This window comes from Corynebacterium ulcerans (assembly GCF_900187135.1).
GTDB classification, from domain to species: Bacteria; Actinomycetota; Actinomycetes; order Mycobacteriales; family Mycobacteriaceae; genus Corynebacterium; species Corynebacterium ulcerans.
In genome coordinates this window covers 1,477,809-1,492,828 of record NZ_LT906443.1, presented here as the reverse complement: position 1 = coordinate 1,492,828, position 15,020 = coordinate 1,477,809, and the positions used below count along the sequence as shown (strand labels likewise).

Genomic DNA, 15,020 nt, shown 5'->3' with positions numbered 1-15,020 from the left:
TTACACAAGCAGTTCGAATATGTCGCTGAGAACTTAACTCTTCGAGTCTATCCGCTAAAACCGCTCAGCGCCCCACTGAGACGCAATTACGGCACATCTCACCATATTTTTGCTACCAGATTGATACCATTTACTCATGGCAATGACTCTACGACTAACTCCTGAACAGGATCGAGCGCTCACACTTCTTGCAGAAATTCAGGGATCCAGCAAACACGAGGCGGCCGTGCGCGCAATCGTAAACACGGCAGTTCGTACAGTCGCGGATTCTGAGGTGCGCGAGCTAGCCCGCACTCACCTCCCCACTTTCACTGCTACCGAGCGCCGCATACGGGGAAACCGATAATGCGAGGCTTTTCCTCAGAGCAGGTACTTATGCTTGCCGACGACTTCTGTAGCGCCTGTAACACCACAATCAACGACTTTGCCGCACTAGCAGCAATAGCAGCAGTAACAACAGCCTCTTTTGAAGGTACGTCGCCCTTTTCTTCGCCCACACAGCAGTCGGAATATCTTCGATCGTTTGTTCCTCGAGTATCTCCGCTCACCAGACTGAACGACGCCTTTGGCATATTTCTTTCCCGAGTACTAAAAGATCTGAACTCTTAACCTTCAAGCTCACGCGATATTCCGCTACGCACATGCTTCAGATCAGTACAGAAAAACAGTTTCCGGCACCAAGGTCTACACCATTGTTGTGTCATTCTTATTGCCGCGGGAGAGCCAAATCAGGTAACATTTGTGACTGTTGTGATTACAGTAAACAGCAGTGAACGTTTTAGACGTTCAAAAACATGCTTTTCCTGTGGCGGAAGAATGACAACACAAGCGACCTCTGTCGTTGGACACATCAACACCTGGTGTAGCCAACAATGGAGGTCGCTTTATATATAATCAAGCGATAACCTAAATGTTTCCGGCTATGCCATCATTGCGAAAGGTCAAATACATATATGTCGAGTCTGAAGTCCCTCCTCGAAACCAAGCACGCCACCGTGGGGGCAGAACTCTCCGCTTTCATCGAAACAACCGTTGCTGAGCAAAAAGGTATCTCTGGTATGGCTTTGAAAGGCGCCATCGGAGCCGCTAAAACGGTCAACGGCGACATCGTCACCAAAGCTGCCAACCGGCTCCTCCCCGAGGTCGTCGAGGTTCTCGATCCTTATTGGACTCAGTTTGAAGAATCAGGAAACGCTGATTTCGGCGTCTTCCTAGCAGAACGCAAGGAAGAAGTCTCCAGCGAATTGCTCGTTATGGCAGACCGTAACGCAGAAAAAATTGATGTTCCGGCTCTCAAAAAGGCCTACAGCTCGCTTCGTGGCAAGGCTGCAGGCTTCATCGAGCCTAACGTCGAAGGCCTCGGCCGCATCATGCAAAACCACATGTAGTAGCCGGCAGATACGCCTTGTATAAAGACTCAGGCCGCCACCGAGAAACTTTTCGGTGGCGGCCTGAGTCTTAGGTTAAGAGCCTAGATATCAAGGAAACGAACGTCCTTTGCCCTACGAGTGATAAAGCTACGACGCGCAGCAACGTCATCACCCATCAAGATAGAGAAAATTTCATCAGCACGCTGTGCGTCATTGATGTCCACACGACGCAATACACGGAACTCTGGATCAAGCGTGGTTTCCCACAGCTCACTGGCGTTCATCTCGCCCAGACCCTTGTAACGCTGGATTCCATCATCCTTGTTGATCTTACGTCCCTGAGCTAAGCCCTCTTCCAAGAGTGAGTCGCGCTCGGCATCCGAGTACGCAAAGCCCGGGTCACCTTTACCCCACTTAAGCTTGTACAGAGGTGGTTGGGCCAGATACACGTGGCCTTCCTCGATGAGCTGAGGCATGAAGCGGAACAAGAGAGTAAGCAGCAGCGTAGCAATGTGGGAGCCGTCCACGTCAGCGTCGGCCATAAGAACAATCTTGTGGTAGCGCAGTTTATTGATATCGAACTCGTCGTGAATGCCGGTGCCCAAAGCAGTGATGATCGCCTGAACCTCGGCGTTCTTGAGCACCTTATCCAGTCGAGCTTTTTCCACATTCAGGATTTTTCCACGCAGAGGAAGAATTGCCTGGTAAAGGGAGTCTCGGCCTGCTTTAGCCGAACCGCCTGCGGAATCGCCCTCCACCACATAAAGTTCAGACTTCACGGGATCTTTAGAACGGCAATCTGCTAGCTTGCCTGGCAAGCCGCCAAGATCCGTTGCAGACTTACGACGCACCAGGTCACGGGCCTTGCGTGCTGCCATACGTGCATGGGCAGACGACACAGCTTTATTAATGATGGTCTTTGCTTCTGCGGGATTCGCATCAAGCCAATCCGCCACGTGTTCGTTGACCATGCGCTGGACAAAGCCCTTGACCTCGGTGTTACCGAGTTTTGTCTTAGTCTGTCCCTCGAATTGAGGATCGCCCACACGAACGGAAATAACTGCAGACAGTCCCTCACGGCAATCGTCACCGGTAAGGTTAGATTCTTTTTCTTTGAGCAGCCGGTGTTCACGGGCATAGCGGTTCATCAACGTTGTGAGTGCAGCGCGGAAGCCCTCTTCATGGGTACCGCCCTCAATGGTGTTGATGGTGTTAGCAAAAGTATGCACGCTTTGCGCATAGCCGTTGTTCCATTGCATAGCCACCTCAACCTCGTGGTCGTCGCCTTTGGCTTCAAAAGCGACGATGGTTGGGTGAATGACCTGCTTGGACTTATTCAGATGCGCAACATAGTCTTTGAGCCCCTCGGGGTAGTAAAAGACCTTTTTCTTCTCGCGTTTCTTCGGAGCAGCAGGAGCCTCGATGTTGCCATCAGCATCGGAATCTATTTTTTCCAGCGAGACATTCTCTGCGGTATCGCCCTCATCGGCGATTGCTTCCAGCTCAAGTTCCTCATCGCTCACACGCTTATCTGTCAGCGAAAGGGTGAGTCCCTTGTTCAGGAACGCCATTTCTTGCAAGCGGCGTGCAATGATATCGAATTTAAACGTGGTGGTTTCAAAGATCTCAGCATCCGGCCAGAACCGAATGGTGGTTCCTGTTCCCCGTGCATTTCCACCCTGGATCAGCTCGTCAGGAACCGCGTGAGAGAAGTTCTGATACCAGTGCTTGCCATGAAGTTTAATATCGGCTTCGACGCGAGTGGACAGCGCGTTCACCACAGAGATGCCCACGCCGTGAAGACCACCGGAGACAGCATAGGAATCAGAGTCGAACTTACCGCCCGCGTGCAGCTGCGTCATAACGACCTGCACCGTCGGTGCGCCGGACGCGTGCATATCGACGGGGATGCCACGGCCGTTATCCACGACCTCAACGCCGCCGTCTTCCAGCAGTGTGACGTCGACATGCGTGGCGTGACCAGCCATCGCCTCATCGACGGAGTTATCCACGACCTCCCACACCAAATGGTGTAGGCCGCGTTCACCGGTCGAGCCGATGTACATACCGGGGCGCTTACGTACAGCCTCTAGACCCTCGAGGATCGTAATGGATGAGGCGCCATATTCATGTTCAGCGGTTGCCACGGAACGAGCACTCCTTGTTATTAAATACGCTTAGACCGTTCCATCTTACACTGCCTACCTCCCTACAAGGAATGCATTCACACGCTTATAACGGCAAAATAGGGGTGAATTAGACGATTTTGAGGTAGTCCTCCCTACCCTATCCGTATGTATCGCGCGGGCCGCGACCTTTTACGTGCAAGGGGCCATGGCGCCAGCTGGGCGTCTTAGGCCCAAAAATCTTGAGCTCTGCTACTACATCAGGGCCTACTTTTTCCGCAATAGCCTGCAAAATCGTGCGCTGCATCATGCGTAGATTTGTGGCCCACGCAGTGGAATTACACGATATAAAGAGAGATTTCTCTTTAAGCATTTCCACTTTGGTATGTGCAGCGATTTTTTCTCCTACCAATTCATCCCAATGCGAATGCACCCAACCACCAGCAATCCCGTGACGCCATCCCCGGCGTTGGATCTCTTTGCTCAGCACAGACCCGACAGGCTCGACGTCATAAGAACGCCGTAGTCTGCGGCCGTCCGGACCAGTCGGTTTTCCCGGGGCTTTTGGTCTGCGAGGGGTGGCGGGGGCGTCGTTAAGCTTGAATCCCGGACGCGGGTTCTGGGCAGACAGATCTGGAATCCGCCCAGTACGTCGCTGCGCTTCAGCGCGAATAGCAGCAAATGCCTCTGCTACGGGATCCTCTGATCCAGTATCAGCAGGCTGAGTGCTCATCGCTCGTTCCTTCCGTGTCTTTGTCCTTATCCAGCTCAGAAATACGGCCCTCTGGGGTATCCGTCATGGTCACCATGTGCCGGTGTACCACCGATTCTGCCAGGTTATCTGGTAGATCATCGCCGACAGCCGCCGTGATGAGTACTTGTTCTGCTTCTGCCGTGATCCCCACGAGTTTTTGTCTGCGTTTGGAATCAAGTTCCGCGAACACATCGTCAAGGATCAAAATGGGTTCCGTCCCATCTGAGCTGAGCAGGCGGAATTCCGCTAGTCGCAGGGCTAGCGCCATCGACCAGGTTTCCCCATGGCTCGCATATCCTTTAGCCGGATAATCCCCCAACAAAACGGTGAGATCGTCGCGATGCGGCCCGACCAAAGATAGACCCCGATCAATCTCCTTTTTCCGCTGAACCCCCAGCTGAGAAAGCATGGCTGCTTCCAGAACTTCCACGTCAGGGATGCTTATCGACGCCGCCTCGGTATCAACGCCAGCGGCTGGCACGGGAACAGTAGATTCGTAGCTAATTCGAGCGGGCCGTGATTCCGGAGCAATGCGGGCATACGCGGAATGGACGAGCGGAGCAAGCTCGGCAACGAGGTTCAGTCGAGTATGGATAAGCTCGCTGCCAAGTCGAGCAAGCTGGGTATCCCAAACATCCAGAGTGCTCAGAGTCCCATCATCTGCGCCATAGCCCCGACGCAGCGATGCACTAGCTGTTTTCAACAGCGAATTTCGTTGCTTTAGGACCTTGTCATAATCAGCCTTTACCCCTGCTAACCTAGGTTTTCTCGTAGCGACGATATGGTCTAGATAGCGCCGGCGCTCCCCGGGTTCCCCACGGACCAAGCTTAGGTCTTCTGGAGAAAACAAGACAGTCCGAACCACTCCTAAAAGCTCTCTGGGAGACTTCAGCCGGGTCCGATTAATCTGAGCCTGGTTGGCGCCCTTATGCTTAATCAGCATATGGGCCGTAAGCTCACGTCCCTGGTTAACGGCAGTAACAGATACCCGAGCCGATGCCTTTCCCTGGCGGACCAGCGGAGAATCTTGGGAGACTCGATGAGACCCTAAATGCGCAATATATCCGATGGCCTCAACGATGTTGGTCTTTCCAAAACCATTACGTCCGACAAAAACCGTGACACCCGGTTCAAGATCCACGTGGCAGTCTGCCCACGAACGAAAATCTCGGAGCGATAGCTCACGAATGTACACGGTAGTTACCTCTGGTTGCTTTCTTTTGGCGAGAAAAAGGGATTCTCACCAGCAGTTTTCGCTTTTAGCCTGGAAGTCGAACTGGCATCAAAAGGTATGTGAAGTCAGTGTCGGGTGTGGGGAACGTGCCATCGGCATCAGCTTCCGGAAGCTCTTCCGGCTCAGGAATCATGATCGCAGGGCGAGACGGCTCGGTAAAGCCAAAGACCACACGGTTTGTCTTGATTACGCCTAGGCCATCACGCAAGTAACCCGAGTTAAAGGCGATCAAGAAATCATCTTCCCCGGTGTATGCGCAAGGAACTGATTCTTCTGCATGTCCGGCATCCGAGCCACCAGCAGACAAAATCACCTCGTTCTTGGAAAATTGGAGCCTAATCTGTGCGTTTCTTTCAGCGACCAAAGCCACACGACGAATCGCATCTGCTAACGCAGAGATCTCGACGCTCGCCATCGACTTATGAACCTTAGGCAGCAACGGATTCACGTTAGGGAAATCCGCGTCTAGCATGCGCGTTGTGGTCTGTCGGTTGTCGATGTGGATACCAAAGAGTCCTTCGGATCCAATGCTTTCACCAGCACCTACAGCGATTTCCACTGGGTCGGTTGAGTTGAGATCAAGGCTGCGTGCGTTATCTGAGAGATTCTTCGCGGGGATCAAAAGATCCGCTTTAGCATCGGCGACAGCGGGTGTCCATTGGAAGCGTCGCAAAGCCAAACGGAACCTATCTGTGGCAGTCAACGTGACGTCTTCCCCATCGATTTCCATGTGGATACCGGTGAGCATAGGCAGTGTGTCATCTTTGCCGGCTGCTGCGGCAACTTGGAGTACTGCGTCTGCGAAAAGTTTAGGATCGATGGCACCTGTTGCTGCAGGAAGCTTAGGCAAAATCGGATACTCGTCCAAGGGGATAAGTGGAAGCTCAAAGCGAGAGGAACCACAGACAACGAGTGCCTGACTGCCTTCTACAAAAATTTCTACTGGCTTTGCGGGCAAAGTGCCGATGATGTCTGAAAGCAGCTTTCCAGCAACAGCGATCCGTCCTGGTTGGCTTACATCAGCGGAAATACGCACTTTTGTAGATATCTCATAGTCAAAGCCTGCAAACTCCAGCCCTTCATCATCAGCTGTGATGACCACGGCTCGCAGTACGGGTTGAGTGGGCTTTGTTGGCAGGTTACGCGCAACCCAGCTCACTGCACCTGAAAGGTCTTCCTTCTCGACCCGGAATGAGACAGCTTGTGCGTCCATGCGTATGAGGGCTCCTCGCTTGAGTGAATCTTGGAATTACAAGACCTAACCGTACCCGGGTTGACGCGACTGCAAAACTCCGCAGCCCCAGATTTTTGTAATTTCAAGAATCCGATGAGACCGCAGGCCGAGCCGCAAAAGTTGTTATTCCCCAGCCCCTCTTTCTACTTAGTTTCATTAAGAGTAAATCGTTGGTAGTAACAGTAAGTCCTGTGCATTCTGTGAAATGAGGGGTGAACGCTACGGTCGTAGCGGATTTTTCGGGTGTGAATGCGGTTGTGGAATCTCGGTGGATAACATGCGGGGTCTGTGGATAACTTTTGGGGTTGGTGGGTTGTCCACATTCTATCCCCAGTTCAGAGGGAGTTCTTACACATAAAAGTCAGTGTTATCCACAGGCCTTAAACCGTATCGAAAACCTCAAAAATGTGTCGAGTATCACCAAATTACAAGCTTGTAATTACACAGCTGTGCATAACTCTGTGGACTACTTTTAAAACCTTTGTGACCTGGATGAACCCACAAAAATAAAAGGTTGCCTCCCAGAATCACTGGGAGGCAACCTTTTATGGGAAGCCGGTGATGGTCTTATCCGCGAGAAGAACTCTTGATCTGCTGAGTGAGCAGTTGGATTTCGTCGTACGTTTCTTTCTTCTCGGTGATCTCTTTACGGATTTTTCGATCCGCGTACATCACCGTGGTGTGGTCTTTACCGCCAAATTGCTCGCCGATTTTTGGAAGTGACAAATCGGTTAGCTCGCGGCAAAGATACATTGCCAGCTGACGCGCATGCGCCACCGCGCGCGTCTTGCCACTACCTTTGAGGGCGTTGACATCCATCTCAAAATACTCAGCAGTAGCTGCGAGAATGGTTGTCGCCGTAATCTCTTGATTGGCCTGCTCCGGCATCATATCTTCAAGAGCTTTTTCGGCTATCCGCAGGTCAATACGGTGCTTTCCCTTATCTGGAGACATCAGTGAGGCATACGCAGAAACACGGATAAAAGCGCCTTCTAGTTCGCGGATCGACGTATTAAAACGGCTCGCAATCAACTCGATAGCTTCACGATCTGCGACGATGCGTTCCGACGCCGCCTTCTTCATCAAAATCGCGATACGAGTCTCTAAATCCGGCGGATAAATGTCTGCAATAAGACCCGCCTGGAATCGTGTACGTAGTCGATCTTCCAAGGTAGTCAGCTGTTTTGGTGGCCTATCTGAGGACAAAACAATCTGCTTATTAGCTTGGTACAAAGCATTAAATGTATGGAAGAACTCTTCCTGCGTACCCTCTTTGCCCTGGAGGAACTGAATATCATCAACCATCAAAATATCTAGTTCACGATATTTACGCTTAAAAGCTTCCTGACGGTCATCTCTCACCGAATTGATGTATTCATTAGTGAATTCCTCACTAGAAACATACTTAATACGGAGACGCGGATTTAAGTATTGAGCATAGTTACCCACCGCATGCATGAGGTGGGTTTTACCTAAGCCGGAGTCTCCCCAAATAAAGAGCGGATTGTAGGCGCGAGCAGGCTTTTCCGCCACAGCGATTGCTGCTGAGCACGGCAATTTGTTGGAATCACTGACCACATAAGAATCAAATGTGTAGTGAGGATTAAGGGCTAAAGCACGATCCGGGTTAAACGATGGTTGCTCACGAGTACGCGGTGTGCCCGAAGGAATCTGCTCTGCCTGAGTAGATTCCTGGATATGGTCAGTACGCCATCCTCCAGTATTTCCCGGATAATCCTGGTTCAGCGGTGCTTCAGCGCTACGCGTTTGGAGTGGATCATGCAGTAATGCAGACCCACTTTGGGGGGCAGTATGAGAAGTCCCCGATGAGGTGTGTTGAACCTCATTAAAATTTTGTTCGTTAAATCCATAACGAGGAGTGGAAAATCCCTGTTCCGGGGTGTTTTCTGGATACTTTTCATTTCCGTACGAAGAAGAACCAAAAGTCACAGGATGCTGTGCGTCCTGTGACTGTCGGTATGCCGCGCTTTGCTGATTCTGGAATGCCGCATTAGCGGAACCTGCACCGTAATGTCCCGAAACAGCAGATCGTTCCTGGTACGCAGACGCGCTATCAGAACTAATCGAGGAGTCTTCTGGTTCTTCTTCTGAAGCATGAACGCTCACTGCAAGGCTATATTGTCTCCCTAATCTACGAGACAACACCTCAGTGATGACAGGGCCCAGCGTAGTTTCAATCTCTTTTTTCGCTCGGGCGTGAGGGACGCTTAAAACTGCAATACCCTCTACAAACGCGACTGGCTTTACCAATCGCAGGTATGCACTTTGCTGGCGAGTAATGGAAATACCACTATCTGGGTCCTGAGACTGTGACAGCAGCTCGTTAGTAACTTCCTGCCACCGCTCGTTCCATGTCGATGGAGTCTCCGACACTTCGTATTTCCTTTACCTCGTGCGAATGAACAACAACTAATTTTCATGCTGATATGGCAGTGCATTCGCGGGTCAGTGCCCTATCAGCAGCGCTCACTAGCCCCAAAAATAATGTCCAACGCAACGAGATTTCCCCATCCGGCAGTGAAAAATGTTATTTCACTGTCCACGGGGATTTCACCGAGTTGTTCACAACGCTTTGGGGCTGTGACCGCGTATTCCACAGAGTTTTCCACAACTGTGGATAACTTCCCACACTGGGGTGTGTGAAAAGTTATCCACAGTTATTTCACAACCTTGTGGATAACGCTCACTGTGAAGAATTTTGCTTTTAACCTGCGTAAATTCAATTCTATGTGGAAAGTTTCGACATAAACTTGAGAGTTATCCACAGGTCTGGTTATTCACAGTGTGTGATTTTTCCTTACAAATATTGTTACTCGGTGTGACGTAGGGCTGTCCAAAAATTAGTTTTGGATGTTGTATGTTTTCGGTCTGGGGCACTCGAACAGAGGCATTTTTATGGCTATATTGCAACTGTCGAGAGACTCTGACCGGCCAAATAGTGGATGAGCAGCTGTTAATTACAAAAATGTCATTACAGGGGTGGGGTTGGGGGAACGGCGTGTCGATTTGTTCTAGCTAGGAAAACTCACGTAGTCTGTTGAGGTCTGTCACTGCAACGGGCGTGTTTTTAATACGTCAATCGCAAGTGCTTTGTTTGAGAACGCCGCTATGAACGACAGAGCTTTCGGAACGCCTCGCATCAGAAGAGATGCGTGACGCCGACAGGGTTCCGGAAATTCGGCGCTAACGTGATTGTGGTTAGCGTGGTGCGCGTACCTCACTTGAAAATCATCCAATTTAGGGTGACCGCTCTTCCTAGCAACGCTAGGAAGTAAGAGGGTGCTTGGCCCCATTGTGGGTCGGGGATCTTTGTGCGGACACCTACACACAACTTGAGGAGTGTTCACCGTGGCTAAGGGCAAGCGGACGTTCCAGCCGAACAACCGTCGTCGCGCACGTAAGCACGGCTTCCGTATTCGTATGCGTACCCGTGCGGGTCGCGCAATCGTGGCTGCACGTCGTCGTAAGGGCCGTGAGAAGCTGACTGCTTAGTCTCTTCTTACAAGAATTAAACGACGGTGCTTCCTTCTAGGCACAAGCTCAGCAATTCCGACGAGTTCCGTGGAACTATTCGGAAAGGCAAGCGTGCTGGAAGAAGCACCGTCGTTATTCATTTACGCACCCATGCTACTGCTGACGACATAGCGGCAGTAGGCGGACCACGCTTTGGCCTTGTGGTCTCCAAAGCCGTAGGCAATGCGGTGACCCGTCATTCAGTATCTCGCAAACTTCGGCATATTCTTATGGGCATTAAAGACCAGATCCCTCACGACGCGTATGTTGTTGTTCGTGCATTACCCCCGGCTGCAACGGCGACGTCTAAAGAGCTGGAAGCGGATGTCCGTTCGGGCGTCGAAAAGCTGCTTTTACGTTGATAAGGAGCGGCTCTCATGTGTTATTCCCATCATCAACTAGGCAATGAGAATGATAATTCTAGGCCTGTGCGACCTGCTGGGATTCTCAGCGGGCTGCTATATGACGCGGTGCGTTTCTACCAAAAATATATTTCTCCCCTTAAGATGGGGTCTACCTGCCGCTTCGATCCGACCTGTAGCGCGTATGCGCTTGAGGCTGTGTCTCGGCGTGGTGCTGTTGTAGGCACGGCGTTGACGATCGCACGGCTAGCCAAATGTGGCCCCTGGCATCCAGGCGGTTACGACCCAGTGCCTCGGCGTTGATTATGCATCGGAGATTCTTTGGAGGATCCTCGATGATCAGCTTCGATATGCAGGGAATGCCACATCTTAAAACTTCGACCACCAAGGAGTTCTGACTCACAGTGCTCAACTTCATTTATTGGCCGATCTCGGCCATCCTGTGGTTCTGGCACAAAGTAGTGAGCTTTGTGTTTGACCCAGGCTCCGGCATCTCGTGGGTGTTGGCTATTATGCTGCTGACGTTCACGATTCGTGCATTCCTTGTGAAGCCAATGCTTAATCAGATGCGCTCTGCTCGCAAGATGCAGGAACTTCAGCCGCTGATGCAGGAAATCCGTAAGAAATACGGAAAAGACCAGCAGAAGATGATGGCAGAGACACGGAAAGTGCAAAAAGAAGTGGGAGTAAATCCCATCGCTGGATGCCTTCCGGCTCTTGTGCAGATGCCTGTGTTCATCGGTCTGTTCCACGTGCTGCGTTCTTTCAACCGTACCGGTACCGGACACAGTCAGCTGGGACTTTCCGTTGAGGTCAACCGACAGACCCCTAACTACATCTTCTCGCCCGAAGACGTTCAGTCCTTCCTTGACGCTCGTATCTTTGGTGTTCCGCTCTCCGCATACATCTCGATGCCTGGTGTCATGTACAAGGCTTTCCAGCCTGTAGATTTCACCCGCGCCAACATCATTGCTGTTGCAGCCCCATTGATTCTGATCATCGTGGTAGCAACGCATATGAACGGACGTTTGTCTGTTAATCGCCAAAAAGCACGGCGTGAGTCTGGTCTGCAAGCTGCGCCTACTAGCGGCCAGATGCAGATGCAGATGGACATGATGAACAAGATGATGTTGTGGTTCATGCCGTTGACCATTCTGTTTACCGGTGTTCTGTGGCACCTCGGCCTGCTGTTCTACATGGTGGCTAACAACATTTGGACCTTCTTCCAGCAGCGTTGGATCTTTAACAAGATTGACGCAGAAGAAGCCGAAGAAATTGAAGCCAAGAAAGCTGCGAAGCGAGCAACAGCTCCGAAACCCGGCCAGCGCCCGAATAACCCTAAGAAGGGTAAGAAGAAATAATTTTCTTCCATTTACTGCCGTCACCCCGCATGGTGGCGGCAGTTTTTGTTATTCCGCCTGGTGATTATGTGCTTGATGTATTCATTTTCCCGTTTGGGGGCAGCGATGTTAGGCCAGCGTGATAGCGTTGTGAAGGTGCCGGAGTTGTTTGTGCTGCCGGTAGAAGTATTAAGGATGGTTCCACGTGAAACATGAGGAAAACAACGGTGCTGAGCGTGAGCTTGAGCTGACCTCTCCCCCAGCGATAGCCGCAGAAATCTTCGGATCTTTGCTGGACAAAGCGGTGGAATATCACCGTTTATTGGCTACCGACGGATCCACACGCGGATTTATCGGCCCTCGTGAAGTTCCAAAACTGTGGGACCGTCACATACTTAACTGCGCAGTCATCGGTGAAGCAATGGATCTTCATGCTCGCGTTGCAGATATTGGCTCAGGCGCCGGTTTGCCGGGCATTCCTCTTGCGCTTGCCCGTCCTGACCTGGAGATAACACTCATTGAACCACTGCTCAAACGCTCTGTTTTCTTGAGCGAAGTGAAAGACTCCCTGAACCTAGATAACGTGACCGTGATCCGGGGGCGCGCTGAAGAAAAAGAAGTCCGAAACGAGCTGGGCCTTGTCGACGTCGTGACATCGCGTGCGGTTGCACCTCTAGGGAAACTTGCGGGGTGGTCTCTTCCGCTAGTTCGTCTTGGTGGAAAAATGATCGCCATGAAAGGTTCTTCCGTAAGGGAAGAGCTTGATCGTGATGAAAAAATGATTTTTAAAGCTGGCGGTGGAAAAATCAAGATTTTTACTGTGGGTGATCAGCTTGAAGATCCAACTACACTGATTTCCATCCGAAAAGTTCGCTAAAAACAGCATCGGGGTGGTGTGGAACCGCCTGCCTTTTAGGCATTAAAGTAGAAACGTACACTTTGGGCAGGATAGGGCCCTCGATTCATAGACGAGAAGGGACGCATGGACGACCAAAACTGGGAAGATACACCGATCGCCGCTGCGGCACGTCGTGCGGCCCAGGTGTTGACACCGAATAGCCTGCACCTGCCCCGTCCAGATAGCTCTCGCAGGATGACTGTAGCTAACCAAAAGGGTGGCGTGGGAAAGACCACTTCTTCAGTTAATCTTGCAGCCGGCCTTGCCCTTAATGGACTAAAAGTTCTTGTTATTGATCTTGATCCTCAGGGAAACGCTTCTACTGCCCTAGGGGTTGATCACCGTGCTGGAACCTTGTCGAGTTATGAATTACTCATCGGCGAGTGCACGGTAGAGGATGCACTACAGGAAACAACTGCATCCAAGAATCTCTTCTGTGTTCCTGCGACCATTGATCTGGCGGGTGCTGAAATTGAGTTGGTTAACCTAGTTCGGCGAGAATACCGGCTTAGCGACGCCCTCAACACGGAGTATATGCAGCAGGCGGACTTCGATTACATCTTTATCGATTGTCCCCCATCGCTTGGTTTGCTCACCATTAACGCGATGACCGCTGTTGATGAGGTGCTTATCCCTATTCAATGTGAATACTATGCCCTCGAAGGCGTAGGACAGTTGTTGAACAACATCACGATGATTAGGCAATACCTCAACCCCAACCTGCACATTTCCTCGATTCTTTTGACCATGTATGACGGCAGGACAAAGCTCGCAGAGCAGGTCATGGATGAAGTGCGTGGGCATTTTGGTGACGTAGTTTTAGGAACCAAGATCCCGCGTTCCGTGAAGGTGTCAGAAGCACCAGGCTACGGGCAAACCGTTCTTGCCTATGATCCCGGTTCCCGGGGTGCGCTTGCCTACCTCGACGCGGCGCGAGAGTTGGCCACCCGCGGCGACTACATGCCGTCGGAAAGCTCAGGACCGATCGGCATGTCGCCAGAAGCATTACGTGAACAACAAAGGCAAAGCCAGAGTGAAGGCAATGCCGATCACGCGGATGAGACCTCGAAGGAGTAAGAAAAATGGCACAGGAAACTCGTAAAGGTGGTCTCGGCAGAGGAATCGGCGCACTGATAACCGGGAGCCCAACACCAGGGCAACGGATCGGCGATTCTGCAGCAGACGTGGTTTTCGGTGGCGCTGCCGAGAAGAAGACCCAATCGCGCTCTCAACGCGATACCAAATCTGCGCGCATCAGTCCCATCCTTGCGCAGGTGGTAGAAAAGCAATCCGCAGAGTCACGGGGTGCTGATCAGCAACTCGAAGAATTTGGTGCCACCTATCGGGAAATTCCGATTGGGCTCATTATCCCCAACAATAAAAATCCCCGTAGCGTTTTCGACGAGGAAGACCTTGCTGAGCTGGTTCACTCAATCCGTGAGTTTGGTCTACTTCAGCCCATCGTGGTCCGTGAGACTGCCGATGAACACTACGAGATCATCATGGGCGAGCGCCGCTGGCGTGCATCGTCTAAAGCCGGTGTGAAAACTATTCCCGCAATCGTTCGCAAGACCGATGATTCGGAGATGCTGCGCGATGCCCTTTTGGAGAATATTCACCGAGTTCAACTTAATCCTTTAGAGGAAGCAGCTGCTTACCAACAGCTGCTGCAGGAATTCGGCGTTACTCAGAATGAGTTGGCGGATAAACTCGGACGCTCTCGCCCTGTGATCACCAATATGATCCGCTTGCTTGCTCTTCCTGTATCAGTACAGCGCAAAGTAGCGGCTGGTGTGCTTTCAGCTGGACATGCCCGAGCACTTCTAGGCGTTAAAGGGGGCGAGGATCACCAGATTGCTCTAGCCGATCGTATTGTTGCAGAGGGTCTTTCTGTTCGTGCAACAGAAGAAGCCGTCACGCTGATGAACCGCGGTGAAAAAACAGCACCAAAGAAGCGGGAGAAGATACCGACCCCTGAGTTCCTCACCCATGCTGCAAACCGCCTTGCTGATGGGCTGGACACCAAAGTGTCTGTGAGTATGGGTAAGCGCAAAGGAAAAATTGTTGTGGAATTCGGTGGTCGTGAAGATTTCGACCGCATCATGGGCCTTCTCGGAGGAAATAGCGAGGAGTAGTAGTTTGCGGTAGCAGCTTCTTATGAAAGGCGC

Annotated in this window: 15 protein-coding genes; 10 read left to right on the top strand and 5 right to left on the bottom strand. The window is 51.5% G+C overall.

From position 1 onward, the window contains the following. The first annotated feature begins 136 nt into the window (after positions 1–136). The 3 genes from CKV68_RS06625 (at position 137) to CKV68_RS06615 (ending at position 1,388) form a co-directional block, all read left to right on the top strand. Positions 137–346: a hypothetical protein gene (locus tag CKV68_RS06625; protein ID WP_013910419.1), complete on the top strand. Its 210-nt coding sequence runs from the start codon at positions 137–139 to the stop codon at positions 344–346. Beyond that, on the top strand, positions 346–609 hold the full coding sequence (locus CKV68_RS06620; RefSeq protein ID WP_014525072.1) for a hypothetical protein: 264 nt from the start codon (positions 346–348) through the stop codon (positions 607–609). Before CKV68_RS06625 ends, CKV68_RS06620 begins: the two co-directional genes overlap by 1 nt. 344 nt (positions 610–953) lie before the next feature. After that, entirely contained in the window at positions 954–1,388 is a 435-nt protein-coding gene (locus tag CKV68_RS06615) for a DUF6918 family protein (RefSeq protein WP_013910417.1), read from the top strand. Positions 1,389–1,471: 83 nt separating this feature from the next. Here CKV68_RS06615 and gyrB read toward each other — a convergent pair whose 3' ends face one another. The 5 genes from gyrB to dnaA all read right to left on the bottom strand — a co-directional run bounded on the left by gyrB (position 1,472) and on the right by dnaA (position 9,112). Continuing rightward, positions 1,472–3,517 carry a DNA topoisomerase (ATP-hydrolyzing) subunit B gene (gene gyrB, locus CKV68_RS06610; protein WP_013910416.1) on the bottom strand — a complete coding sequence of 682 codons (2,046 nt, stop codon included), beginning with the start codon at positions 3,515–3,517 and terminating at the stop codon, positions 1,472–1,474. A 139-nt stretch (positions 3,518–3,656) separates the two neighbouring features. Further along, a complete protein-coding gene (locus CKV68_RS06605; RefSeq protein WP_013910415.1) occupies positions 3,657–4,229 on the bottom strand; it encodes a DciA family protein in 573 nt (190 codons plus the stop codon). Continuing rightward, on the bottom strand, positions 4,210–5,445 hold the full coding sequence (gene recF, locus CKV68_RS06600; RefSeq protein ID WP_095075849.1) for a DNA replication/repair protein RecF: 1,236 nt from the start codon (positions 5,443–5,445) through the stop codon (positions 4,210–4,212). Before recF ends, CKV68_RS06605 begins: the two co-directional genes overlap by 20 nt. 64 nt (positions 5,446–5,509) lie before the next feature. Continuing rightward, positions 5,510–6,697, bottom strand: coding sequence for a DNA polymerase III subunit beta (gene dnaN, locus CKV68_RS06595; RefSeq protein ID WP_013910413.1), 1,188 nt, complete (start codon positions 6,695–6,697; stop codon positions 5,510–5,512). Between the two features lie 588 nt (positions 6,698–7,285). Next, positions 7,286–9,112 (bottom strand): chromosomal replication initiator protein DnaA, encoded by a 1,827-nt coding sequence (gene dnaA, locus CKV68_RS06585; RefSeq protein WP_095075847.1) that lies wholly within the window; start codon positions 9,110–9,112, stop codon positions 7,286–7,288. Positions 9,113–10,087: 975 nt separating this feature from the next. Between dnaA and rpmH the strand changes: the two genes are divergently transcribed. The 7 genes from rpmH (at position 10,088) to CKV68_RS06550 (ending at position 14,987) form a co-directional block, all read left to right on the top strand. Next, positions 10,088–10,231, top strand: coding sequence for a 50S ribosomal protein L34 (gene rpmH, locus CKV68_RS06580; protein ID WP_013242964.1), 144 nt, complete (start codon positions 10,088–10,090; stop codon positions 10,229–10,231). Between the two features lie 26 nt (positions 10,232–10,257). Further along, entirely contained in the window at positions 10,258–10,614 is a 357-nt protein-coding gene (gene rnpA, locus CKV68_RS06575) for a ribonuclease P protein component (protein WP_013912689.1), read from the top strand. A gap of 15 nt (positions 10,615–10,629) precedes the next feature. Then, positions 10,630–10,917: a membrane protein insertion efficiency factor YidD gene (gene yidD, locus CKV68_RS06570; RefSeq protein WP_013912688.1), complete on the top strand. Its 288-nt coding sequence runs from the start codon at positions 10,630–10,632 to the stop codon at positions 10,915–10,917. 101 nt (positions 10,918–11,018) lie between these two features. Beyond that, positions 11,019–11,975: a membrane protein insertase YidC gene (yidC, locus tag CKV68_RS06565; RefSeq protein WP_095075846.1), complete on the top strand. Its 957-nt coding sequence runs from the start codon at positions 11,019–11,021 to the stop codon at positions 11,973–11,975. A gap of 184 nt (positions 11,976–12,159) precedes the next feature. Then, entirely contained in the window at positions 12,160–12,831 is a 672-nt protein-coding gene (gene rsmG / locus CKV68_RS06560; protein WP_080742785.1) for a 16S rRNA (guanine(527)-N(7))-methyltransferase RsmG, read from the top strand. A 105-nt stretch (positions 12,832–12,936) separates the two neighbouring features. Further along, entirely contained in the window at positions 12,937–13,929 is a 993-nt protein-coding gene (locus CKV68_RS06555) for a ParA family protein (protein ID WP_013912685.1), read from the top strand. 5 nt (positions 13,930–13,934) lie between these two features. Further along, a complete protein-coding gene (locus tag CKV68_RS06550) occupies positions 13,935–14,987 on the top strand; it encodes a ParB/RepB/Spo0J family partition protein (protein ID WP_013912684.1) in 1,053 nt (350 codons plus the stop codon). Positions 14,988–15,020: the final 33 nt, after the last annotated feature.